Raw genomic sequence first — 24,057 nt, forward strand, 5'->3', positions numbered from 1 at the left:
TAGTGACATACCGCCTGGTACGTGCGCAGAATCAGGCCACCCTTATTACTGCCGCGTAGCGCCCACCGGGAGGACGCCGTGCTGAGCACCATGCAGGACGTACCACTGACCGTGACCCGCATCCTGAAGCACGGGATGACGATCCACGGTCGCTCACAGGTCACCACATGGACGGGTGAGCAGGAGCCACAGCGCCGCACCTTCGCCGAGACCGGCGAGCGCGCGACACGGCTCGCGAACGCTCTGCGCGACGAGCTCGGCGTCGACGGCGACCAGCGCATCGCGACGCTCATGTGGAACAACTGCGAGCACGTGGAGGCGTATCTCGCGATCCCCTCCATGGGCGCCGTACTCCACCCGCTCAACCTGCGCCTGCCCCCGGAGCAGCTGGTGTGGATCGTCAACCACGCCGCCGACCGCGTCGTGATCGCCAACGGCTCGCTGCTGCCGCTGCTCGCGCCGCTCCTCCCGCACCTGAAGACCGTCGAGCACGTGGTCGTCTCGGGCCCCGGCGACCGCTCGCTCCTCGACGGCTGCGCGCCGCGCGTGCACGAGTACGAGGACCTGATCGCGGACCGCCCCACCACGTACGACTGGCCCGAGCTGGACGAGCGTGCCGCCGCGGCCATGTGTTACACCTCCGGCACCACCGGCGACCCCAAGGGCGTCGTCTACTCCCACCGCTCCATCTACCTGCACTCCATGCAGGTCAACATGGCCGAGTCGATGGGGCTGAACGACAAGGACACCACCCTCGTGGTCGTCCCCCAGTTCCACGTGATGGCGTGGGGGCTGCCGCACGCCACCTTCATGACCGGCATCAACATGCTCATGCCGGACCGCTTCCTCCAGCCCGCCCCGCTCGCCGAGATGATCGAGCGCGAGAAGCCGACGCACGCCGCAGCCGTCCCCACCATCTGGCAGGGCCTGCTCGCCGAGGTCACGGCCAACCCCCGCGACCTCTCCTCCATGGCGAGCGTCACCATCGGCGGCGCCGCCTGTCCGCCCGCCCTCATGGAGGCGTACGACAAGCTCGGTGTGCGGCTGTGCCACGCCTGGGGCATGACGGAGACCTCGCCGCTCGGCACCATGGCGCACCCGCCGGCCGGGCTCACCCCCGAGGAGGAGTGGCCGTACCGCATCACGCAGGGCCGCTTCCCGGCCGGTGTGGAGGCGCGCCTGATCGGGCCGAACGGCGAAATCCTCGCCTGGGACGGCGAGTCGGCCGGTGAGCTGGAGGTACGGGGCAACTGGATCGCCGGCGCGTACTACGGCGGCGCGGCGGGCGAGGACTTCACGCCCGCCGACAAGTTCAGCGAGGACGGCTGGCTCAAGACCGGCGACATCGGCGTCATCAGCCACGAAGGCTTCCTCACCCTCACCGACCGCGCGAAGGACGTCATCAAGTCGGGTGGGGAGTGGATCTCAAGTGTTGAACTGGAGAACGCTTTGATGGCGCACCCCGACGTCGCGGAAGCGGCCGTAGTCGCCGTACCGGACGACAGGTGGAGCGAGCGCCCGCTGGCCACGGTGGTGCTGAAGGAGGGCGCGACCGCCGGCTACGAGGAGCTGCGGGCCTTCCTCGCCGGCAAGATCGCGAAGTGGCAGCTGCCGGAGCGCTGGGCGATGATCCCGGCCGTGCCGAAGACGAGCGTCGGCAAGTTCGACAAAAAGGTGATCAGGAAGCAGTACGCGGACGGCGAGCTGGACGTCACGACGTTCTGACGCAGTTCTGACGCACCCGTGAACCACTGGAGGGGCCCCGCAACGGCGCGGGGCCCCTCCAGTCTTCAGTTCGTTCTCAGTTCGTGCCGATCTTCGCGAGCAGGTCCACGATCCGGCCCTGCACCTCACTGCTCGTCGAGCGCTCCGCCAGGAAGAGCACCGTCTCCCCCGAGGCGAGCCGGTGCAGTTCGCCCTCGTCGAGTCCGGCCGAGGTGTAGACGACCAGCGGCGTGCGGTTCAACTGCCCGTTGGCGCGCAGCCAGTCGACGATTCCGGCGCGGCGGCGGCGTACCTGCATCAGGTCCATCACCACCAGGTTCGGCCGCATCTGCGTCGCCAGCGTGACCGCTTCGGTGTCCGTCCCGGCGCGCGCCACCTGCATGCCGCGCCGCTCCAGCGTCGCCGTCAGCGCGAGCGCGATCTCCTCGTGCTCCTCGATCAGCAGCACGCGCGACGGGTGCTGCTCGCTGTCGCGCGGCGCGAGCGCCTTCAGCAGTACGGCGGGATCCGCGCCGTACGCCGCCTCACGCGTCGCCTGCCCGAGCCCGGCCGTCACCAGGACGGGGACCTCGGCGGCGACGGCGGCCTGGCGCAGGGACTGGAGCGCCGTACGGGTGATGGGCCCGGTCAGCGGGTCGACGAACAGCGCCGCGGGGAACGCCGCTATCTGCGCGTCGACCTCCTCGCGGGAGTGCACGATCACCGGGCGGTAACCGCGGTCGCTCAGCGCCTGCTGCGTGGAGACGTCCGGGGCGGGCCACACCAGCAGGCGGCGCGGGTTGTCGAGCGGCTCCGGGGGCAGCTCGTCGTCGACAGGCTGCGGCTGGGGCCGGTTGGCCACCTCCACGGCGCCGTTGGGGCCGTCCAGCGGCTCGGGGCCCTCCGAACCCTCGTCGGGTGCGCCTATGGCGTACGCACGGCCCTCGCCCTGGGGCGACAGCCGCTGCTGGAGCGGGCCCTGGCCCGGGCCCTGGGGGTGCGGACGGGCCGCGGGCTCGGCGCTGTCCTGCGTCGCGGTGCCTTCGGCGGGCGTGGACTGCTCCGCCTCCGTACGCGAGGCGGCGAGCTTACGGCGCCGTCCCGAACCCAGGGTCTGGTTCTGCTGCTGGGCGATCTGCTGGGCGAAGGGCATGCCCTGGCCGAGGGTACGGACGCTGAACGCGCGGCCTTGCGTGGAGTCGGCGGGCAGGGGAGCGGACGCGGGTGCGGGTGCTGCCGGTGCCTGTGCCGGTGCCGTGGCCGGTGCGGGGGCTTCGGCGGGGAGGGGCTGGGCGGGTGGCAACGGCTGCGCGGTGCGCGGCTGCTGTGGTCCGGTGGCGGGCTCGGCGTCGTCCTCGCTCACCGCTCCCACCGCGAAGCCAGGAGCGGGCCAGGTCTGCGTCGTACCGGTCGCCGTCGCGGTGGCTCCGCCGGGGGCGGCCGACCAGCTCGGGGGCACGGAGACGGCATCGCTGTCGTGAGCGGCGTTGCCGTCCGGAACCGAAGCCATTGCCCGCGCCGGTCGCGCCGGCTGTCCGGGCTGTCCGGGCTGCCCGGACTCCCCCGGCTGAACGTCGCTGGGCGCCCTGCGCCGCCCCGTCGGTGCCGGGGCCGGGTGCGGCTGCGGCGGAGTGTGGTCCGCCTCCGGAGTGGTGCGTACGGCGTCATGGCGGCCCGGCAGCGAGGCATCCGCCTCACCCGCCGTCGGCGGCACCCGGTCGGCGTCGGCCGGCGGCAGCGCGAACGCGCTGCGGGGGGCCGTCTCGGACCGCTCCTGCGGCGGCGGCGCGAGCGCCCGGCGCGCACGCCGCCCGGAAGCCTGCTGTTGCTGGAGCTGCTGCTGCGCGGACTCGTTCCCGCCAGACGGTGCGGAAGGCAGGGCGGGCAGCGCGGGTGCGTTCTCGTGCGCCGCATCCCCACCACGCCGTGCACGGCGCCCTGTAGACCCCTGTGCGTCGACGGGCACACCCTGGGGCGGCACCGTCTCCCCGAGCGCCGCGCGCCCGGTGCCGTGCGCCCCCTCGGAAGCCGTCACGACGGAGCCTTCCGAAACCGCACCCGAAGGTACGGGCGGCGCGGCGGCCGGCAGCGCGGCGCGCAGTTCTACGGCGCCGCCACCTCCACCGCCCGTACGCCCGTCGCCGCCACCCTCGACGGGACTGGGCCGCCCGCGCCTGCGCCCCGTACCACCAGAGCCGGAAACAGCACCGGAAGCAGCGCCGGAAGCAGCGCCCGGACCGTCCCCGGAGACCTGCGCCGGAATACGTTCCTGCGGCCCCGCCACCGCGCCCACCGCGCCTGCCGCGTCCGCCTCGCCCGGCCCGCCACGCCGCGCCCTGCGCCGCCCGGTGGGCGCCGCCGCCTTGCCTTCAGAGCCCGCAGGACCCACAGAGCCCGCAGCACCCGCGCCAGTGGGAACCGGCTCGGCCGCCGCGGCGGCCTGCTCGCCCGTCGCGCGCTTGCCGTCCAGCTCCAGGAAGGCGTCCGTGGACGACCGCCGCGCCCGCCGCCCGCCACCGTCCGCGGGTGCCGACTGCTGCGCCGGCACCGGCACCGGATCCGGGACGGCCGCCTTGCCCTGCGACGCCGGAGCGACCGCCCCGGCGCCCGTGCCGAGCGGCACTTCCAGCACATACGCGTTCCCGCCCACGCCGGGCACCTCGTGCGTCTGCAGCACGCCGCCGTGCGCCGCCACGATGCCGCGCACGATCGGCTCGTGCACCGGGTCTCCCCCGGCGTACGGCCCGCGCACCTCGATGCGTACGACCTCACCGCGCTGCGCCGCCGCGACCACGATCGTCGAGTCCGTGTAGCCGCCGCCGGGCGCCGCCGCCGGGGCCTTGCCCGTCGAGTCGATCCCGGCCACGTCGGCGACGAGATGCGCGAGCGCCGTCGCCAGCCGCCCGGCGTCCACCTCGGCCTCGATCGGCGGCGCGTGCACCGCGAACTGCGCCCGCCCGGGACCGATCAGATCGATCGCGCCCTCGACACCGGCCGCCACGACACCGTCGAGCAGCACCTTCGCCTTCGTCAGCTGCTCCGTGCCCGCCGCGAGCCGCTGGTAGCCCAGGACATTCTCGACAAGGGTCGTCATCCGGGCGTACCCGGCGGCCAGGTGGTGCAGGATCTGGTTCGCCTCGGGCCACAGCTGTCCGGCGGGGTCGGAGGCCAGCGTCCCCAGCTCGCCGCGCAGTTCTTCCAGCGGGCCGCGCAGCGACTCGCCCAGGACGGCGGTCAGCTGGGCGTGCCGCCCGGCCATCTCCTCGTACCGCTTGGTCTCGCGCTCGAGTACCTCTGCCTGCTTTTCGACCAGTTCGTCGTACGGCCGGCGGTCGGTGAAGGTCATGACGGCGCCGACGAGCTGGTCGCCGTCCCGTACCGGAGCGGTCGTGAGGTCGACGGCGACCGGCTTGCCGTTCTTCGCCCACAGGACCTGCCCGCGCACCCGGTGCTTGCGCCCGGACTTGAGGGTGTCGGCGAGCGGCGAGTCCTCGTACGGGAAGGGGCTGCCGTCGGACTTCGAGTGGATCGCGAGGGGGTGCAGCTCCTTGCCGCCGAGGTCGCTGGCGCGGTAACCCAGCATCTGCGCTGCGGCCGGGTTGACCAGCACCACGCGCCCGTCGGTGTCCGTCCCGACGACACCTTCCGCGGCCGCCCGCAGGATCATCTCGGTCTGGCGCTGCGAACGGGCCAGCTCGGCCTCGGTGTCGACGGTCCCCGACAGATCGCGTACGACGAGCATCAGCAGCTCGTCCCCGGTGAAGCTGGGGCGGTCGCTGTGGGACGCATACGCATCCCGGCCGTCCTCCAGGTTCGCGCTGGTCACCTCGACCGGGAACTCCGTCCCGTCCGTGCGGCGCGCGATCATCCGGGTCGGCTTCGTACGCCCTTGATCGTCCTCGCCGTCGGCCCGGCGCATGGATCCGGGGATCAGCTTCGAGTCGAACGTCGGCAGGAGATCGAGCAGTCCGCGCCCGACGAGGCCGGTCCCCGGGGACTCGAACGTCTCCAGGGCGATGGTGTTGGCATTGACGACGGTGCCGTTGCAATTGACGAGCAACAGCCCGTCAGGAAGTGCGTCGAGTATCGCTGCGAGGCGAGCAGCGCCTCGGGATGGCCTGCTGCTCACGACGACGGTTCCTCCCTGAACTACTGCACCTTGCCGACAGCCGGCCTCATTTTGCCCCTCGGGCCGCAAGCTGTCACTGGAGGGAGTCTAAAGGCAGGCGATGGGCGCGCGACGGCGGATGAGGGGGAGCTCTCACCAAGGTTGTGTGCGCTTGGGGCCCCGTCGGACGGCGCGGCGTAGGCCCTGACCAGGCACGAGTGCCTGTGGGCGGCGCTGCGCGCGGAGCGGGAGCGGACGGTCAACGCACGCTGGGAAGCACCGGCACCATCTGACGCCAGCGGGAGATTTCGCAGCCATTGCCCTGATTGAACGTCGCGTCGACGCTTCGCCCGTTCCAGGTACCGGTGATCCGCGCCGTGGCCGGCCCGCCGTGCTGGTGGGTGCACATCCGGTCCTGCGGCACGGGGGCGAAGGGGTCGCCGTCCTCCCCGGCCAGCTCCTCGAGCCGGTCGCAGGCGGCCTGCGCCTCCGGGTGCGTGCCGCCGGTGGGCCCGCATTTCAGTTCGTACGTCCCATTGGCGGCGCGGTTGCCCGTCTCGGCCGTCGTCACGGTGAGCCGGTCCTGCGTGTCCTGCGCGTCCTGCCCGTCCTGCGCGCCACCCTGGAGTACGTCCTGGAGCAGCGGAAGCGGGACGGGCGCCGCCACGGCCGACGTGCCGGGGACGGCGGCGGACAGTGCGGCGAAGGACGCGGCGGCGGTGAGGGTGAGACGGCGCAGCATGGAGGCTCCTGAGGTTCAAGAGGGGGCAGGGGCGCCCCGCACTCTCTAACGCTCCGCAGCCCCGGGCGTTGCGCAACCGGTAAGACTTTGCCCTGGCCCCTGCCTGCCTAGTACCGTGGGCTGCGATTGGTGGCACCCCGCAAGGCTGTGTCATCATCTGCACGCACCCACTCGCGCAGGCGAGAGAGTGTGCTGGAGGCGTCGCCTAGTCCGGTCTATGGCGCCGCACTGCTAATGCGGTTTGGGTCTTAAAGCCCATCGAGGGTTCAAATCCCTCCGCCTCCGCGCATGATCACCGAAGCCCCGGTCCCAGGACCGGGGCTTCGGTCGTTCCGCAGGCTGTTTCGAAGCCGTCTGAAGGTCGTTTCCGCAGCTCAGCAGGGGTGCGGCTAATGGATTTCGCGTGACGGCGCAGGTCATGTAATGTTGTTCTCGCAACGCCGACGGGGCAGAAAAAGCCCCGGACGCCAAGCACTCGTAGCTTAACGGATAGAGCATCTGACTACGGATCAGAAGGTTGCAGGTTCGAATCCTGCCGAGTGCACAACCGGCCAGAGGCCCTGACGAGAAATCGTCAGGGCCTCTGGTTTTTTGATCGTTGCCCGTCAATCGCCGTAGCGCCTGGCCGACTCAGCCTCCTGGGCGAGGCGGCGCAGGGCCAGTAGCGCGGGTTCCAGCAACACGGTCAGCAGCAGGGCTCGTTCGGCCTGTTCCAGGGGGTCGGTGGTGTCGGCCAGTTGGTCGAGATCGAGGGTGGCCGTGCGCTCGGCGAGTGCCGCGTAGGGGATGAGGGATCGCCAGTCGTAGTCCACGCCGAGTGAGCGCAGGGTCTCCAGGGTCTCGGCGACGACGCTCTTGGCCGGGGCGTGCTCGGAGACCTCCCAGCCCATCTCTGCCAGCAGTGCGTCCGTGTCGGCTGCCCCGGCAGGGCGTTCGCGGGAACCTTCCCCGGTGCCTTCTCCGGTGTCTTCCTCCGCTAGGACGGGCGGTCTGGCGCCGAGCACGAGGCCGAGTACCTGGTGCGGGTCCGTTTCGTTCTCGGACACGGCCTTCAGCACTTCCCGTGTTGCGCCGATCGACAGCCCCCGTACGCCGATGAGGGCGCGGATCAGCCGGAGGCGGCGTACGTGCGGCTCCCCGTACTCCGCCTGGGTGGCGGACGTCGGCCGGCCGGGTGGCAGCAGGCCCTCCCGGAGGTAGTGCTTGATCGTCGTGATCGGCACTCCGCTGCGGCGGCTCAGCTCGGAAATTCGCACCGGCTTGCTCCCCCATTTTCTTCTCGGCTGGCCATTAGAGAGTGTCACTCTCTAAATATGGATAGTGTCACTACCTCCCTACGAAGGCGAGAAGTGCGAGGGCCGACACTCCCCTGGGTCACGCCCAACGCCGCTCCGCCGCACGTTCAGGTCTTCGTACGGTCCGCGCCGGAGCCGCTGCCTGACGGCCGGCGGCCCGCCAGTTGTCAGAGGGGGTCGTTAGCCTGCGGGTATGGGCTGGCTGTGCGGTGGTTTGCGGTGGACGGCGGGGCGGCCGGCGCTTGCCTGGTACGGGGGCGGGAGCGGGAGTGGGAGCGGGGGACGGCCGGGAGGTGTCGAGCGCGTCAGTGAGCTGACGTACGGGGGCGATGTCGCGTTCCGGGTGGCGGGCGTCGAGCGCCTGTGTGTCGGGGCGCGCCGGGGCGGGTGTCCGCTGCGCGCCGTGGTGCCGCGACGGAGCAGCGGGGGGCAGTGCTCCGAGTGTGCGCGGCTGGACCGGTCGCGGTCGGTGGCGGCGGACACGATGGCCGACGATCCCCGGCCGTACGCCGTCTACCTGGCCTGGTTCGGGCCCGGGATGGTCAAGGTCGGGATCACGGCGGACGAGCGCGGGTCCGCCCGGCTGCTGGAGCAGGGGGCGGTCGCGTTCACCTGGCTGGGGCGCGGGCCGCTGATGGCGGCCCGGCGGACCGAGGAGCTGCTGCGGGCGGCGCTGGGGGTGCCGGACCGGATCCCGTACAAGGTGAAGAGGGCCGAGCGGGTCTCGTTGCCCGCGCGCGGGGAGCGGGCACGGGAGATCGCGGAGTTGCACCGGCGGGCCGGGGCGCTGGTGGGGTGGCCCGAGTCGCTGGAGCGGGCGCCGTTCGAGGCGGTGGACCACGCCGGGGTGTTCGGGCTCGAAGGGCTGCGGCCGATGACCGGCGTGGTGACCGAGCTGGCCCCGGGCGGGGTGGTCGCGGGGCGGCTGCTGGCCGCTGCCGGGCCCGATCTGCATCTGGGGACGGCGGACGGTGGGGTGGTGGTGCTCGATACGCGGCTGATGAGCGGGTGGGAGCTGGCTGGGGCCGACGCGGGGGCTGATGCCGGGGCCGGCGTGACGGTGCCGGTGATGAGCGTGGAGCCGGGGGTGCAAGGGGGGCTTTTCTGACGCGAAGGTCAAGAGATGGATCCCCTTTGGATCCCTTGTGGCCATGGGGCTGGACCGGGGGACGTGCGTGTCGGAGGGTGATCGACATGGACATCAGACCTGTCGAGGCGCATCAACCGCCCTACTACACCGTGGTTTTCACGTCGGTGAGGAGGGAGGACGGGGCCGGCGAATACGGCGAGGCCGCCGAACGCATGGCCGAGCTCGTGAAGGACGTGCCCGGGTTCCTCGGGTACGAGTCCGCACGGACGCCGGGCGGGCTCGGGATCACCGTCGGGTACTTCCGGGACGAGGAAGCGATCGGCGTCTGGCAGCGGAACGCGGAGCACCGGGCCGTGCAGCAGCAGGGCCGGGACGAGTGGTACGAGAACTACACCGTTCACGTCGCCAAGGTGGAGTGGAGTTACGGCTTTGAACGAGGCTGAAGACGTACGGCGGTTCTGGGAGCGGCTCGGGCTGCCGGGGATCATCGACGTACACACGCATTTCATGCCGGATCAGGTGCTCAGGAAGGTGTGGGCGTACTTCGATGCCGTCGGGCCGCTGACCGGGACGGAATGGCCCATCACCTACCGGCACGAGGAAGAGGAACGGGTCGCGCTGCTGCGGGAGTTCGGGGTGCGGCACTTCACCTCGATGATCTACCCGCACAAGGCGGGGATGGCGGCCTGGCTCAATGGCTGGGCGGCGGATTTCGCCGCCCGGACCCCTGACTGCCTGCATACGGCGACGCTCTTCCCGGAGGACGGGGTGGCGGCGTACGTGCGGCAGGCCGTGGAGAGCGGGGCGCGGGTCTTCAAGTCGCACCTCCAGGTCGGGGCGTACGACCCGAACGACGCGCTGCTCGACCCCGCGTGGGGGCTCCTGGCGGAGGCCGGTATTCCGGTGGTGATGCACTGCGGTTCGGGACCCGCGCCCGGCAAGCACACCGGGCCCGAGCCGGTCGGCCGGCTGCTGACGCGGCACCCGCGGCTGAGGCTCGTGGTGGCGCACATGGGGATGCCGGAGTACGCCGATTTCCTTGAGCTGGCCGAACGGTACGGGGAGGTCAGGCTGGACACGACCATGGCCTTCACCGACTTCTCCGAGCGCTTCACGCCCTTCCCCGAGGGGGAACTGGGGAGGCTGGCGGAGCTGGGTGACCGGGTTCTGCTGGGGACGGATTTTCCCAACATTCCGTACGGCTACGGGCATCAGCTGGAGGCCCTGGAGCGGCTCGGGCTGGGGGACGACTGGCTGCGGGCTGTCTGTTACGGCAACGCGGAGCGGCTCTTCGGGGTGTGAGGGGGCGGCGGGGCGCGTCGTCCGGGTTTCTCAGGGGATTCACAGGAACGGGAAAGAGCGCTCTCAGGGGCGTCGCCCAGCCTGGCCCCCATGCGTACCGAAATGCTGAGACCCGGCGGCGGGCCCGTACGGGTGCTCGTCGTGGACGACGAGGCGCCGCTCGCCGAGCTGCTGTCGATGGCGCTCCGATACGAGGGGTGGGAGGTCCGCAGCGCCTGCGACGGCGCGGGCGCGGTCCGTTCCGCGCGCGGCTTCCGGCCCGACGCGGTCGTACTGGACATGATGCTGCCGGACATGGACGGCCTGGCTGTTCTTGGGCGCCTGCGCTGCGAACTGCCGGACGTGCCTGTGCTGTTTCTGACCGCCAAGGACTCTGTGGAGGACCGAATCGCGGGGCTGACGGCGGGTGGCGACGACTACGTCACCAAGCCGTTCAGCCTGGAGGAGGTCGTGGCGCGGCTGCGTGGGCTGATCCGTCGCTCGGGCACGGCGGCCGCGGCCGTACGCAGTGCATCGCTTCTGGAGCTCGGGGACTTGACGCTGGACGAGGACAGTCACGAGGTGGCGCGGGGCGGCGAGGGGATTCACCTGACCGCTACCGAGTTCGAGCTGCTGCGCTTCCTCATGCGCAACCCGCGGCGCGTGCTCAGCAAGGCGCAGATCCTGGACCGGGTGTGGAGCTACGACTTCGGCGGGCAGGTGAACGTCGTCGAGCTCTACATCTCGTACCTGAGGAGGAAGATCGACGCCGGCCGCCCGCCGATGATCCACACCCGGCGTGGGGCGGGCTATCTGATCAAGCCGGGTGGGTGAGCGCGCGGTGTCCCTGCGGACGCGTCTGGTGGTGTCGGCTCTCGCGCTGATCGCGGTGGTCGCGGCGGTGATCGGGGCGGTTACGACGATCGCGCTGCACTCGTATCTGGAGAATCAGCTCGACGGCGAGCTGGTGTCGTCCGTGCGGCGGGCCGAGCGTGACCCGGCGGCGGAGGAGGCGCCGGAGGCGGGGGCGACGGAGGGGGCGGCGACGGAGGGGGCGGCGGCCGGCCGGGAGCTGAGGTTCGTGGCGGCGCCGGGACAGCCGCTGGGGACCGTCGGGGGGCGTGTGGGGGCGGACGGGACCGTGCGCGTCAGCGCGAAGAGCGTCGAAGCGGAGGGGGTACGGCCCGAGGCGCATCTGGCGGCGCTGTCCGGCGCGCAGGCGCGGGCGCTGGGGTCGGTCGAGCGGGACTCCGAGCCGCACACCGTGGCCGTTCCGGGGCTCGGTGACTACCGGATCGTTTCGGCGGGTGACGGCTCGGTCGTGTTGGGGTTTCCGCTCGGTGGCGTACAGGACACGGTGAGCACTCTGGTCGTGGTCGAGGTGTGCGTCACGGCCGCCGGGCTGGTGGCCGCGGGGCTCGCGGGGACGGCGCTCGTGGGGGTCGCGCTGCGTCCGCTGCGGCGGGTCGCCGCGACCGCGACGCGCGTCGCTGAACTGCCGCTGCACAGCGGCGAGGTGGCGCTGCACGAGCGGGTACGGGGCCAGGAGGCCGACCCGCGGACCGAGGTCGGGCAGGTCGGTGCGGCGCTCAACCGGATGCTCGGGCACGTCGGTTCGGCGCTGGCGGCGCGGCAGGAGAGTGAGACGCGGGTACGGCAGTTCGTGGCTGATGCGAGCCATGAGTTGCGTACGCCGCTGGCCTCGATCCGGGGGTACGCCGAGCTGACGCGGCGGGGGCGCGAGGCGGCCGGGCCGGATACGCGGCACGCGCTCGGACGGATCGAGTCGGAGGCGGCGCGGATGACGGGGCTGGTGGAGGACCTGTTGCTGCTGGCACGGCTGGACGCGGGGCGTCCGCTCTCGGTGTCGTACGAGGACACTGATCTCTCGCCGCTGGTCGTGGACGCGGTGAGCGATGCGCGGGTGGCCGGGCGGGAGCATGTGTGGCGGCTGGAGCTGCCGGACGAACCCGCCGTTGTGCGGGGCGATCCTGCGCGGCTCCAGCAGGTTCTGGTGAACCTGCTGGGCAATGCGCGCGCGCATACCCCGGCGGGGACCACCGTCACGGCGGCTGTGCGGTGCGAGGGCGGCGGCGGCGGGTGGACGGTGGTGGAGGTGCGGGACGACGGGCCGGGCGTCGCGCCGGAGCTGCTGCCGTACGTTTTTGAACGGTTCGCACGGGGGGATGCGTCGCGGGCGCGGGCGCGGGCGCGGGCGGGGGAGGCGGGGGGCGGGGGTGCCGGGGCCGGGTCAACGGGGCTGGGGCTCGCTATCGTGCAGGCGGTTGTGCGCGCGCACGGTGGAGGGGTGACGGTGGAGAGTGCGCCGGGGCGAACGGTTTTCGCGGTGCGGTTGCCCGGGGCTTGATGGGGTGCCCGGTGCTTTGCGCTTCGGGGTCCGCGCGCTTCGCGGTCGGTCCCGCGCCGGGGCGTCTCCTCGGTCGCCGAACACTTGGGTACTGGGTTTTGTTGGGGGCGGGTTGCGTTCGACGCCCTGCGGGGAGCGCCCCGACACGTCCCCTCCGGCAGCGTGGCACGTGAGACGCGGTCGGGCGCGTCCTCGCGGTCCGGCGGCTGGGAAGCCCTGCGCCGGCTCGTTCCCCCTCGGGCGTGGTCTCGTACGTGGCGCTGATGAGGGCTCACAGGTTCGGCACAGGCGCGTCACACGCTCCTGACAGGGCAGTTCGTGAGTGTCGGGGACATGCGAACCCACACTTCAGCGGGCGCCCTTCCGGCCAGGGAGCACCTTCCGGCAGGGGAATCCGGCGCCCCCGTACCCGTGCTTGACGTCGTCATTCCCGTGCACAACGAGGAGAAGGACCTCGAAGCCTGCGTGCTCCGGCTCCACGAGCATCTGGACCGCACCTTCCCGTACGCCTTCCGGATCACCGTCGCCGACAACGCGAGCACCGACCGCACGCCCGACATCGCCGACCGGCTCGGGCGCGTGATGGCGGAAGTGGCCTCCGTACGGCTGGAGCAGAAGGGGCGCGGGCGGGCGCTGCGCGCCGTCTGGGAGCGTTCCGACGCGCCTGTCCTCGCCTACATGGATGTTGATCTGTCCACCGACCTCAAGGCGCTGCTGCCTCTGGTCGCTCCGCTGATTTCCGGCCACTCCGACCTCGCCATCGGCTCCCGGCTCGCGGGCGGTTCGCGGGTCGTGCGCGGGCCGAAGCGCGAGTTCGTTTCCCGTACGTACAACCTGATCCTTCGATCGTCGCTCGCCGCGCGCTTTTCCGACGCGCAGTGCGGGTTCAAGGCGATACGCGCCGATGTGGCGGAGCGGCTGCTGCCGATGGTCGAGGACACCGGGTGGTTCTTCGACACCGAGATGCTGGTGCTGGCTGAACGGGCCGGGCTGCGTATCCACGAGGTGCCGGTCGATTGGGTCGATGATCCCGACAGCACGGTGCATATCGTGCGCACGGCCGTCGATGACCTCAGGGGCGTGTGGCGGGTCGGGCGGGCGCTTGCCGTGGGCGCGCTGCCGCTGGACCGGCTCGCGCGGCCCTTCGGCGACGATCCTCGCGACCGGACGATCGGCGGCTTGCCCGGCGGGCTGGCCCGCCAGCTCGTCGGGTTCTGCGTCGTGGGCGCGCTCAGCACGCTCGCCTACCTGGTGCTGTACTCCGTCTTCCGGGCGGGAGCGGGGGCGCAGGTGGCCAATGCCCTCGCCCTCCTCGTCTCGGCCGTAGGCAACACGGCGGCCAACCGGAGGCTCACCTTCGGGGTACGCGGCCGTGAGCGTGCCGTACGCCATCAGGCCCAGGGGCTTGTGGTGTTCGGCATCGGGCTCGCCCTCACCAGCGGCTCGCTCGCCGCCCTCGAAGCGGCGGCCGGCGCGCCCTCCCACGGCACCGAACTCGCCGTGCTCATCGCGGCCAACCTCGCCGCGACCGTGCTCCGCTTCCTGCTCTTCCGCGCCTGGGTCTTCCCCGACCGGCGCACCGATCAACCCGAGATGAAGACGAAGATCAAGAAGGCCGCCCTGTGACCACACACCGCAACCGCGATCCCCGCTGGGTACGTCCCGCGCTCGTCGGGCTGCTGATCGCCACCGCGCTGTTCTATCTCTGGAACCTCAGCTCCTCCGGCTACGCCAACTCCTTCTACTCCGCCGCTGTCCAGGCCGGCAGCGAGAGCTGGAAAGCCTTCTTCTTCGGCTCGTCCGACGCCGCGAACTCCATCACCGTCGACAAGCCCCCCGCCGCCCTGTGGCCGATGGCCCTGTCCGTACGGCTTTTCGGCCTCGGTTCGTGGCAGATCCTCGTCCCCGAAGTGCTGATGGGAGTGGGGACGGTCGCGGTGCTGTACGCCGCCGTACGCCGACGCTTCTCCCCCGCCGCCGGCCTGATCGCAGGTGCGGTGCTGGCGCTCACTCCGGTCGCCGCGCTGATGTTCCGGTTCAACAATCCGGACGCACTGCTCGCGCTGCTGATGACCGTGACCGTGTACTGCGTGCTGCGGGCGCTGGAGGGGGCGCGGGCCAAGTGGCTGGTTTGGGCGGGTGTCGCGGTCGGTTTCGCGTTTCTGACCAAGACCTTGCAGGCGTTCCTGATCCTGCCGCCGCTCGCCGTGCTGTACGCCGTGTGCGCGCCCACGTCCGTACGCCGCCGCCTCGGCCAGCTCGCCCTCGCCGGGCTCGCGGCCGTCGTCGCGGGCGGCTGGTGGGTCGCGATCGTCGAGCTGTGGCCGGCGGCCTCGCGCCCGTACGTCGGCGGCTCACAGACCAACAGCTTCCTGGAGCTGACCTTCGGGTACAACGGCCTCGGCCGCATCAACGGCGAGGAGACGGGGAGTGCGGGTGGTGGCGGCGGTGGCCGAGGCTGGGGTGAGAGCGGCATCGGGCGGATGTTCAGTACGAACATCGGCGGCCAGATCTCCTGGCTGCTGCCCGCCGCGCTGATCCTGCTGGTGGCCGGGCTCGTCATCACCTGGAAGGCGAAGCGGACCGACACGGCTCGCGCCGCCTTTGTCGCGTGGGGCGGCTCGCTGCTGATGACCGCCGCCGTCTTCAGCTTCATGGCCGGGATCTTCCACGAGTACTACACGGTGGCCCTCGCCCCGTACATCGCCGCCCTGATCGGCATGGGTACGACCGTGCTCTGGGAGGAACGCCGCTCGCTGGTGGCGGCGGGGACGCTGGGCGCGACGGCCGTGGTGACGTCCCTGTGGGCGTACGTCCTGCTGGGGCGCACCGCGGACTACCTGCCGTGGCTGCGCTGGGCCGTGCTCGCCTGCGGTCTGGCAGCCGGACTCGGTCTGCTGCTCGCGGGGCGCGTGGACCGGCGGATCGCCCTCGGCGCCGCAGGGCTCGGGCTCGCGGCGGCGCTGGCGGGGCCGAGCGCGTACGCCGCCTCCACGGTCGGCAGCGCGCACACCGGTTCGATCGTGACGGCGGGCCCGGCGTCGCCGCGGGGCGGACCCGGTGGGGGGCCTGGTATGGGTGAGCGCCCGGTGGGCTCCATGGGGCAGCCCCCGGCGGGCCCGGGTGGGCAACTGGCCGTCACTGGCGGCGCGAGGCCCGGTGGCACTCCTGGAGCAGCGGCAGGCCGCGAAGGCGGCGGCGGGGGCGGCATGGGCGGGCTGCTCAACGGGCAGAGCGTCAGCTCCAAGGCCGCGGCCAAGATCGGCGCAGGCGCCGACGACTACACCTGGGCGGCGGCCGCGATCGGCTCCCAGAACGCCGCGAGCTACCAACTCGCCACGCGGAAACCGGTGATGGCGATCGGCGGGTTCAACGGCAGCGACCCGTCCCCGACCCCGGCCGAGTTCAAGGCGTACGTACAGAAGGGCGAGATCCACTACTTCATCGGCGGCGGCAACTCCGCGATCACCACCTGGGTCGAGGCCAACTTCATCAAGGTCACCGTCGACGGGACGACCGTCTACGACCTGACGGAACGGAAATAGCTATACGGCGTATAGGACTTCCTTGTACGGTGTACGGGAGCGGATTCGTTCCGCCCCCGTGCCTGCCCCCGTACCCGTACAAGGAGACCTCCGCATGACGGCGATGACCGCCGAGAACCGCCCCACCGTGCAAGGCCACCCGCAGCGCTGGCTGATCCTCGGTGTCATCTGCCTTGCCCAGCTCACCGTGCTGCTCGACAACACCGTCCTCAACGTCGCGATCCCGTCCCTGACCAAGGAACTGGACGCGTCCACCGCCGACATCCAGTGGATGATCAACGCGTACTCCCTGGTCCAGTCCGGCCTGCTGCTCACCGCCGGCAGCGCCGCCGACCGCTACGGGCGCAAGAAGATGCTGGTCGCCGGCCTGGCGCTCTTCGGCATCGGCTCGCTCGTCGCCGGTCTCGCCCAGTCCAGCGCCCAGCTGATCGGCGCCCGCGCGGGCATGGGTATCGGCGGCGCGCTGCTGATCACCACCACCCTCGCCGTCGTCGTGCAGATCTTCGACGACACCGAGCGCGTGAAGGCCATCGGTCTCTGGTCGACGGTCAACTCCCTCGGCTTCGCGGTCGGCCCGCTGATCGGCGGGGTCATGCTCGACCACTTCTGGTGGGGAGCGATCTTCCTGATCAACATCCCGGTCGCGATCGTCGGCCTCATCGCGGTCGTCTCGCTCGTACCGGAGTCCAAGAGCAAGCAGGGCGACCGCCCCGACCTGCTCGGAGCACTGCTCTCCACCATCGGTATGACGGCCGTCGTGTACGCGATCATTTCCGGCCCCGAGCACGGCTGGACCTCTCCGCAGGTGCTGGTCTCGGCGGCGGCGGGCGTCATCGTCCTGGGCGCCTTCGCCGTGTGGGAGCTGCGCGTCCCGTACCCGATGCTGGACATGCACTTCTTCCGCAACCAGCGCTTCGTCGGAGCGGTCGCGGGAGCGATCCTGGTGGCGTTCGGGATGGGCGGTTCGCTGTTCCTTCTGACGCAGCACCTGCAGTTCGTGCTTGGGTACGGGCCGCTGGAAGCCGGGCTGCGGACGGCGCCGCTCGCGCTCACGGTCGTGGCGCTCAACCTCACGGGCCTCGGTGCGCGGCTGCTGCCGAAGCTGGGTACGCCCGGAACCATCGCCTCCGGTATGACGCTGCTGTCGGCAGGCCTCGCCGCGATAGCACTGCTCGGCAGCTCCGGATACGGCGGAATGCTGCTCGGCCTGGTGGTGATGGGCGCGGGCATCTCGCTCGCCATGCCTGCCATGGCCAACGCCATCATGAGCGCCATCCCGCCGGAGAAGGCGGGCGTCGGCGCGGGCGTGAACGGCACGCTGGCCGAGTTCGGCAACGGCCTCGGCGTCGCCGTCCTGGGCGCGGTACTGAACTCCCGCTTCGCCGCGCTCGTACCAGCCGCTGTCGGCGCGGCCTCGCTGCCGGCGGCGCTGGCGGCGGCGGGTGACGCGGGCGAGCGGGCCCGTATCGCGGACGCCTTCGCTTCCGGCGTCGAGACCAGCCAACTGGTGGGCGCGGTCGCGGTGCTCGCGGGCGGACTGCTCGCCGCGGTGCTGCTGCGGCGGGCGGAGCGGGCAGACTCATCGGGAGCAGCAGCGGCATAGCATCGAAGCGGGGGAGCGGACCGGAACATTCCGGTCCGTGGCCCGCCCCCGCCCCGCCGGGAGAACGAGGAGTGTGCGCCCATGGTGTCCGCGGCCGACCGCGTCAAGAATCCAGCTCGGAACAGCGTCTGGCTGGAGGGAAAGACATCACGCACCCGCAAGGCCGAACAGCCGGCCGGGCTCGACCGGGACCGGATCACGGCGGTGTCGGTGCGGCTGCTCGACGCCGAGGGGCTCGCGAAGTTCTCCATGCGCCGGCTCGCCGCCGAGCTGAACGTGACCGCCATGTCGGTCTACTGGTACGTCGATACCAAGGACGACCTGCTGGAACTGGCCCTGGACTCGGTCTTCAGCGAGATCACGCCGCCGGCCGAGGGCGATGACTGGCGCGACCGGCTGCGCGCACTGGCCACCAGCTACCGGGAGTTGCTGGTCCGCCATGTGTGGGTGGCGCCGCTGATCGGTACGTACCTGAACATCGGGCCGCACTCGCTGGCGTTCTCGCGGGCGGCGCAGGACGTGATGCGCGCGACCGGGCTGCCGCCGAACGGGCAGATGGGGGGCCTGTCCGCGGTCTTCCAGTTCGTGTACGGATTCGGCACGATCGAGGGCCACTTCGTGCAGCGGTGCGCGTCGGCGGGGATGAGCCAGGACGAGTTCTTCAGGCAGGCGATGGGGACGTTCGCCACCGCGCCGGAGCTCCGTGAGACGTTCGAGAGCGCGAAGGATCTGATGGAGGCGCGGGGCGGGGACACGGTGGCGGAGATGCGGGAGCGGGACTTCGATTTCGCGCTGGAGACGCTGATCGCGGGCATCGAGGCGATGGCGTCCCGCGCGGGGTAGTGGGCGCCCGCTGCCCTGCGGGGCTTTTCCCCACCCCGCGCCTTCCCGAACTGGGGCGCTGCCCCAGCCCCGCTCGTCAAACGCCGGAGGGGCTGGATTTTCCAGCCCGTCCGGCGTTTGAGGACACGCCCGCCGGGCGTCCCGGGGGCCTGGGGGCTTGCCCCCCACGCGGCGGCAGCCGCAAAGTGTCACAGCGGGGAGGGGCGGGGTGGGGAAGGCCCCGCGCAGCGGCCCGCCCGCTCGCCTCCCGGCACCTACCCCTGCGGCAGCGCATCCCCCCGCACCGCCTGAACGTCCAGCTCAACCCTTAGCGTCGCCCCGATCGCCGAGATCCCCGCCTGGACGACCTGGTTGTAGTTCATGGCGAAGTCGTCCCGCCGCAGCTCCGCCGTCGCCCGAAAGGCCGCCCGTACGCCGCCCCACGGATCCGGCCCGGTCCCCAGGTAGCTGAGGTCCAGGTCGACCTCACGAGCAACCCCGTGCAGCGACAGCTCACCCCGCACCGTCCACCGGTCCGGCCCCGCCGGGACAACGCCCGTACTGCTGTACCTGATCTCCGGAAACCGCTCCACGTCCAGGAAGTCCGGCGACTTCAGATGCCCGTCCCGCATCCGATTCCCCGTATCAATGCTCGCCGCACCGATCACCGCCTCCACGCGCGACTTCCCGAGATCCTCCGCGATCTCGATGCGCCCGCCGAATTCGAGGAACCGGCCGTGCACGCTGGAGATCCCCAGATGCTGGGCGACCGCCGCCACCGAGGAGTGGGCCGGGTCCAGCGTCCAGACACCAGGCGGCGGGAGTTCCACGCCGCCCTGGCGGGCCAGTACGACCGTGCCGGCCTCCGCCCGGCCGCTCGCCGTGACGAACGCCGTGGACGCCGCCGGGGCGTAACCGGCCGCCGTGACGATCACCGTGTAAGGACCGGGCGACAAGGGAGCATCGGTCCTTACCGAACCCTCCTCATCCGCATCCGCCCGGATCACCTGCGTGCCCGTCATGTCGGTCACGGTCACCACCGCGTGCTGCACGGCCCAGCCGTCCCGGGTCCGTACCTGTGCGCGAAGTCCCATCCCGTTTTCTCTCCTTGCCAATGAATTACGAGGGCCCCGGGGCCGGGGCCGACAGGCGTCCCCTGCCTGTCGGCCCCGCCACCGGGGCCCGTTTCCACACCGGCCGCACGTCACGAGGGGCGCGCCTCCGCCAAGGACGCACCCGCCGCGCGGCCGGGGGCTCTGGATTACTCGCCCGGGTGGGCGAGTTCGATGTCGTGGCCGTCGACGCCCCGGCCCGTGACCGTGAGGGCTCCGGCCACCGGCGGGTAGCCGGTCGCGACGACCGTGTACTCGCCCGAGTCGAGGTCGGCGAAGGCGTACGCCCCGTCGTCCCCGGTGGTGGAGGTGGCGACCACGTTCCCGGCCGCGTCCATCAGCGTCACCCGGGCGTCGGCCAGCGGGCGCCGGTCGGCGCCGCCGCGTACCGTGCCCTGGACCAGCGCACCTGCCTGGAGCGCGACTTCGATGCGGGTGATGCCCTGGCCGCCGATCTCCACCGGCAGCGCCATCGGCCGGAATCCCGCCGCGTTCACCGCGACCGTCACCGTGCCCGGGATTAGCTCGCCGAAGATGAACTCCCCCTGGGCGGCGGACTTGTCCGTGGCCAGCACATCGCCGCGCACGTCCGTCACGATCACCATCGCGTCCTGGACCGGCAGCCCGCCGTCGGCGGCGCGCACGGTCCCGGTGAGGCCGCTCGTACCGGACAGGAGGATGTCGTACGCGACGGGCTCGTCACCCACGACCACCGTGGAGGCCTGCGGCTGGAAGCCGTCGGCGGAGGCGATCAGGACGTATGAACCGGCAGCCGGGGCGTCCAGCGCGTAACGGCCGTCCTGGGCGACCGCGCGGCCGAGCTGCCGCCCGGCCAGGGAGATCAGCGTGACCGCGGCCTGCGGCACGGCCGCTCCCTCGGCGGTACGGACCGTGCCGTGCAGGGTCTTGCCCGTCACGGGCGGGGCGGCGACGACGACGGCCTCGGTGGCGGAGACGGCCTGCGGCGCCTCCACAGCAGCGGGCGCCGCATCGTCGTTGGACGACTTCAAAGCGACCTCCTTCACGAACAGCACCAGTACGAGACCGATCAGCGCGATGGGCGCGGCGTACAGGAAGAGGTCGGCGACCCCGTCGCCGTACGCGCTCTCCATGACGGTCCTGACCGGCGCCGGCAGGGCGTCCATGTCCGGGATCGTGTTCCCGCCGCCCGCCGCGCCCGGCTTGATGTGGAGCGCGGCCAGGCCGTCCTCGACGTAATGCGTGATGCGGCTGGAGAGCACCGCGCCGAGCGCGGAGACGCCGACCGCGCCGCCGAGGGAGCGGGTGAAGGTGACCAGTGAGCTGGCCGCGCCGAGCTCGGCGGGCTCCACCTGGTTCTGCGAGGCCAGGACCAGGTTCTGCATCATCATGCCGAGGCCGAGGCCGAGGACCGCCATGTAGACGGCGACCTGCCAGTAGTCCGTGTCGTACTTGATCGTGCTGAGCAGGCCCAGGCCCGCGACCAGGCCGACACCGCCGCCGACCAGGAAGCCCTTCCAGCGGCCGGTCTTGGTGATGATCTGGCCGGACACCGTGGACGAGATGAAGAGTCCCGCGATCATCGGGATCGTCATGACGCCGGACATCGTCGGCGACTTGTCCCGGGCCAGCTGGAAGTACTGGCTGAGGAAGACGGTCGAGCCGAACATCGCGACACCGACGAAAAGGCTCGCGAAGGACGTGAGCGCGATCGTGCGGTTACGGAAGAAGCGCAACGGAATCAGGGGCTCCGCGGCCTTCGTCTCGACGAGGATGAAGATGAGCCCGAGCACGACCGAGCCGCCGACCATCGCATACGTCTGCCACGAGATCCAGTCGTAGTTGTCGCCCGCCAGGGTCACCCAGATCATCAGCAGGGAGACGGAGGCGGCCAGGAAGAAGGCGCCGAGCCAGTCGATCTTGACCTTGCGGCGGACGACCGGGAGCTTGAGGGTCTTCTGGAGGAGGACCAGGGCGATCGCCGCGAACGGCACGCCGACGTAGAAGCACCAGCGCCAGCCCAGCCAGTCGGTGTCGGTGATGACACCGCCGAGCAGCGGCCCGCCGACCGTGGCGACCGCGAAGGTCGCGCCGATGTAACCGGCGTACCGGCCGCGCTCACGCGGCGGGATCATCGCGGCGATCACGATCTGCGACAGCGCGACCAGACCGCCGGTACCGACGCCCTGGAGCACGCGGAAGGCGATGAGCGTGCCGGTGTTCTGAGAAATGCCTGCGAGCGCCGAGCCGATGACGAAGATGACCAGGGCTATCTGGACCAGCAGCTTCTTGCTGAAGAGGTCCGCCAGCTTGCCCCACAGGGGGGTGGTCACGGTCATGGAGAGGAGGGCGGCGGTGACGACCCAGGTGTACGCGCTCTGGGTGCCGTCGAGGTCCCTGATGATCTCGGGGAGGGCGTTGGACACGATCGTCGACGAGAGCATCGCGACGAACATGCCGAGCAGAAGACCGGTGAGGGCCTCCATGATCTGCCGGTGAGTCATCGGCGCGCCGCCGTCGGAGGGGGAGTGGTGGGGGGACCCCTGCTTGGCGTGGCCGCCCCGCACACCGGCCGGTGTGGTCGTAGCCATTGAATTCCTTTGCTTTACGCGGGTGTTGCGGGTATCGCTGAGTCGTGCTCGAAGTGGTGCGGGGCCCGCGCCCGGCAGTCTCCGAAGCTGCTGCGCAGGCGGGCCAGCATCGTGTTGAGCTGTCCGACCTCGTCGTCGGACCAGTCGTCGAGGGCGCCGGCGAGCGTCTGGGTGTAGCGCTCGGAGAGTTCCTCCAGGAGCGCTCGGCCCGCCGGGTTGAGCCGCAGGATGCGTGAACGCTTGTCGCACGGGTCGGGGGCCCGGTCGATCCAGCCGCGCTCCGCCACATGCGCCACGTGCCGGCTGGTTACCGACATGTCGACCGCGAGGAGTTCGGCGAGCCGGCTCATCCGCATCTCGCCGTGCCGGTCGAGGAGAGTGAGTACGGCGGCCGATCCGGCCGGGCAGTGGGCGGGGAGGACGCGTGCGAGATCGCGCTTCACGGCACCTATGGCACTGAGCTGCCGGGCCAGTTCCTCGAACTGACTCTGTGCGGCCATGGGCACCTCCGAACATCTTGTTGCTTAGGGCAACCATAGAAGTAGTTGGTTGCTTCAGGCAAACTAATTCGGGCCTGTGGGAGTAAAGGAACCCAAAAGGCTCCGTGCACGGCAGGTCAAGGACGTCCGCATGGCCGGTAAAGCCGCAGATCACGCGCCTCGGAGGGTCCGGGGGTGTGCGGAGCGGGCCCACTTCGCTAGGGTCGTGCCCCATGGCACACAACCCCCACGCTCCGCAGGGCCCCGAGGGTCAGCACGACCCGGCGGGCAGCACCCAGATGTTCCGCGCCTTCGTAGACGACGGCGAACCGCAGCGGCAGCAGCCGGCCGCGGCCGCCGCGTCGGGCGGCCCCAAGACCGGCCTGATCATCGGCGTCGTAGCCGCCGTCGCGATCCTCGCGGCGGTCGCCTGGCTCGCGTTCGGCTGATCACGCTGTAAATGATCACTGCCAGTCGGCGGTGACCTTCTGGGTCTCGACACGCATACCCAGCGGCACCCGCCAGGCGTCCACGCACACGGTGTACGTCTTCTTCACGGCCGCGCCCGCGGCGATCGGCCCGGGCAGCGGCTGGGTCGACATCCTGGTGTCCCAGTCGATGCCGAGCGCGCCGATGATGTGCGTCGCGAAGGTCACGGTGCCCGAACGGACCGCTGATTCCCCGGTGTTGCGGAACGGTACGGTCACCTTCTCGCACCACCGCTTCTCACCGGCGGCGAGCACAGGGTCACCGAGCTTGAGTACGGCGGGCCCCGGGGGCGGCGCCGGCGAACTCGGCGCCCCGGGCGATCCGGTCACCGGCGGCTTTGTCGACGTACCGCCATCGCTCCCGTTGTCGCCGCCGTCACCACTGTCGCCACCTCCGCCGTCGCCAGGCGCGTCGGGCACTTCCGGGGCGTCCGGCGCGTCCGTCGAGCCCGGGCTGCCGCTGTCGCCGGACGGCTCCTCACCGCCGCCACCGGCCTCGGGCGTACCTCTGTCGCGGTCGTCGTCGCCGCCTTCCGGTGAGGACGGGGACGAGGGCGAGGACGGGGACGGGGGCGGGGACCCGCGCCCGTCACCACCACCACGCGCGCTGTCCCCGTCGAGCGGCACCAACTCGACCTTGCCCTCCGGCGGTACGGCCCGTCCCGGCGCCCGCTCCGGACCCGAGCCCGCCGCGCCGACCGCCGCATAACCGTCGTCGTCGCCGCTCCCGCCGCCGCACGCTGCCAGTACCGCGCCCAGACACAGCACAACCGCCGCGGCGCTCGTCGCAGCGCCTCGGCGGCCGTGTGTCAGACCATGACGTCGCATCGCGCCAGTGTGTCTGACGCAC

Annotated in this window: 18 protein-coding genes and 2 tRNA genes; 13 read left to right on the forward strand and 7 right to left on the reverse strand. The window is 71.4% G+C overall.

The genetic code is table 11. The annotated features are described in order from the left end of the window. Positions 1-78: 78 nt before the first annotated feature. Entirely contained in the window at positions 79-1,725 is a 1,647-nt protein-coding gene (locus ABZX79_RS14250; protein WP_355255955.1) for a long-chain fatty acid--CoA ligase, read from the forward strand. 76 nt (positions 1,726-1,801) lie between these two features. On the opposite strand, the gene ABZX79_RS14255 is transcribed toward ABZX79_RS14250, so the two are convergent. Next, positions 1,802-5,833: a PAS domain-containing protein gene (locus ABZX79_RS14255; protein WP_355255958.1), complete on the reverse strand. Its 4,032-nt coding sequence runs from the start codon at positions 5,831-5,833 to the stop codon at positions 1,802-1,804. 238 nt (positions 5,834-6,071) lie between these two features. Beyond that, positions 6,072-6,554: an SSI family serine proteinase inhibitor gene (locus ABZX79_RS14260; RefSeq protein ID WP_355255961.1), complete on the reverse strand. Its 483-nt coding sequence runs from the start codon at positions 6,552-6,554 to the stop codon at positions 6,072-6,074. A gap of 194 nt (positions 6,555-6,748) precedes the next feature. On the opposite strand from ABZX79_RS14260, the gene ABZX79_RS14265 reads away from it, so the two are divergent. Both ABZX79_RS14265 and ABZX79_RS14270 read left to right on the forward strand, forming a co-directional pair. Continuing rightward, a tRNA-Ser gene (locus ABZX79_RS14265) sits at positions 6,749-6,839 on the forward strand. 186 nt (positions 6,840-7,025) lie between these two features. Beyond that, positions 7,026-7,098, forward strand: a tRNA-Arg gene (locus ABZX79_RS14270). A gap of 61 nt (positions 7,099-7,159) precedes the next feature. On the opposite strand, the gene ABZX79_RS14275 is transcribed toward ABZX79_RS14270, so the two are convergent. Next, positions 7,160-7,810, reverse strand: coding sequence for a MerR family transcriptional regulator (locus tag ABZX79_RS14275; RefSeq protein WP_355255964.1), 651 nt, complete (start codon positions 7,808-7,810; stop codon positions 7,160-7,162). A gap of 232 nt (positions 7,811-8,042) precedes the next feature. Between ABZX79_RS14275 and ABZX79_RS14280 the strand changes: the two genes are divergently transcribed. The 9 genes from ABZX79_RS14280 (at position 8,043) to ABZX79_RS14320 (ending at position 18,579) form a co-directional block, all read left to right on the forward strand. Continuing rightward, positions 8,043-8,957 carry a DUF2797 domain-containing protein gene (locus tag ABZX79_RS14280; RefSeq protein WP_355255967.1) on the forward strand — a complete coding sequence of 305 codons (915 nt, stop codon included), beginning with the start codon at positions 8,043-8,045 and terminating at the stop codon, positions 8,955-8,957. Positions 8,958-9,043: 86 nt separating this feature from the next. Next, complete coding sequence (locus ABZX79_RS14285; RefSeq protein WP_355255970.1) at positions 9,044-9,382, forward strand: antibiotic biosynthesis monooxygenase; 339 nt, start codon at positions 9,044-9,046, stop codon at positions 9,380-9,382. Next, entirely contained in the window at positions 9,369-10,241 is an 873-nt protein-coding gene (locus ABZX79_RS14290; RefSeq protein WP_355255973.1) for an amidohydrolase family protein, read from the forward strand. Before ABZX79_RS14285 ends, ABZX79_RS14290 begins: the two co-directional genes overlap by 14 nt. 90 nt (positions 10,242-10,331) lie before the next feature. Beyond that, positions 10,332-11,054, forward strand: coding sequence for a response regulator transcription factor (locus ABZX79_RS14295; RefSeq protein ID WP_355255976.1), 723 nt, complete (start codon positions 10,332-10,334; stop codon positions 11,052-11,054). Positions 11,055-11,061: 7 nt separating this feature from the next. Further along, positions 11,062-12,588, forward strand: coding sequence for a HAMP domain-containing sensor histidine kinase (locus ABZX79_RS14300; RefSeq protein WP_355255979.1), 1,527 nt, complete (start codon positions 11,062-11,064; stop codon positions 12,586-12,588). A 333-nt stretch (positions 12,589-12,921) separates the two neighbouring features. Next, complete coding sequence (locus ABZX79_RS14305) at positions 12,922-14,214, forward strand: bifunctional glycosyltransferase family 2/GtrA family protein (RefSeq protein ID WP_355255982.1); 1,293 nt, start codon at positions 12,922-12,924, stop codon at positions 14,212-14,214. Further along, entirely contained in the window at positions 14,211-16,133 is a 1,923-nt protein-coding gene (locus tag ABZX79_RS14310) for a glycosyltransferase family 39 protein (protein WP_355255985.1), read from the forward strand. The genes ABZX79_RS14305 and ABZX79_RS14310 overlap by 4 nt, the downstream gene beginning before the upstream one ends. A 94-nt stretch (positions 16,134-16,227) precedes the next feature. Then, entirely contained in the window at positions 16,228-17,736 is a 1,509-nt protein-coding gene (locus ABZX79_RS14315) for an MFS transporter (protein ID WP_355255988.1), read from the forward strand. Between the two features lie 81 nt (positions 17,737-17,817). After that, the gene (locus ABZX79_RS14320) at positions 17,818-18,579 is read left to right on the forward strand and encodes a TetR/AcrR family transcriptional regulator (RefSeq protein WP_355255991.1); all 762 of its coding nucleotides are present in this window, start codon (positions 17,818-17,820) and stop codon (positions 18,577-18,579) included. A 254-nt stretch (positions 18,580-18,833) separates the two neighbouring features. Here ABZX79_RS14320 and ABZX79_RS14325 read toward each other — a convergent pair whose 3' ends face one another. The 3 genes from ABZX79_RS14325 to ABZX79_RS14335 form a co-directional block, all read right to left on the reverse strand. Continuing rightward, positions 18,834-19,652: a YceI family protein gene (locus ABZX79_RS14325; protein ID WP_355255994.1), complete on the reverse strand. Its 819-nt coding sequence runs from the start codon at positions 19,650-19,652 to the stop codon at positions 18,834-18,836. Between the two features lie 167 nt (positions 19,653-19,819). Beyond that, positions 19,820-22,240, reverse strand: a complete 2,421-nt coding sequence (locus ABZX79_RS14330; protein ID WP_355255997.1) for an MFS transporter — start codon at positions 22,238-22,240, stop codon at positions 19,820-19,822. A 14-nt stretch (positions 22,241-22,254) separates the two neighbouring features. Further along, positions 22,255-22,740, reverse strand: a complete 486-nt coding sequence (locus ABZX79_RS14335; RefSeq protein WP_355256000.1) for a MarR family transcriptional regulator — start codon at positions 22,738-22,740, stop codon at positions 22,255-22,257. A 212-nt stretch (positions 22,741-22,952) separates the two neighbouring features. Here ABZX79_RS14335 and ABZX79_RS14340 point away from each other — a divergent pair, with 212 nt between their 5' ends. Beyond that, the gene (locus ABZX79_RS14340) at positions 22,953-23,168 is read left to right on the forward strand and encodes a hypothetical protein (RefSeq protein ID WP_355256003.1); all 216 of its coding nucleotides are present in this window, start codon (positions 22,953-22,955) and stop codon (positions 23,166-23,168) included. Between the two features lie 15 nt (positions 23,169-23,183). Here the strand turns inward: ABZX79_RS14340 and ABZX79_RS14345 are convergent, their stop codons facing one another. After that, positions 23,184-24,035 carry a hypothetical protein gene (locus tag ABZX79_RS14345; protein ID WP_355256005.1) on the reverse strand — a complete coding sequence of 284 codons (852 nt, stop codon included), beginning with the start codon at positions 24,033-24,035 and terminating at the stop codon, positions 23,184-23,186. Positions 24,036-24,057: the final 22 nt, after the last annotated feature.

Origin of the sequence: Streptomyces sp. NPDC002994 (genome assembly GCF_040611155.1) — a bacterium.
In the GTDB taxonomy this organism is placed as follows: Bacteria; Actinomycetota; Actinomycetes; order Streptomycetales; family Streptomycetaceae; genus Streptomyces.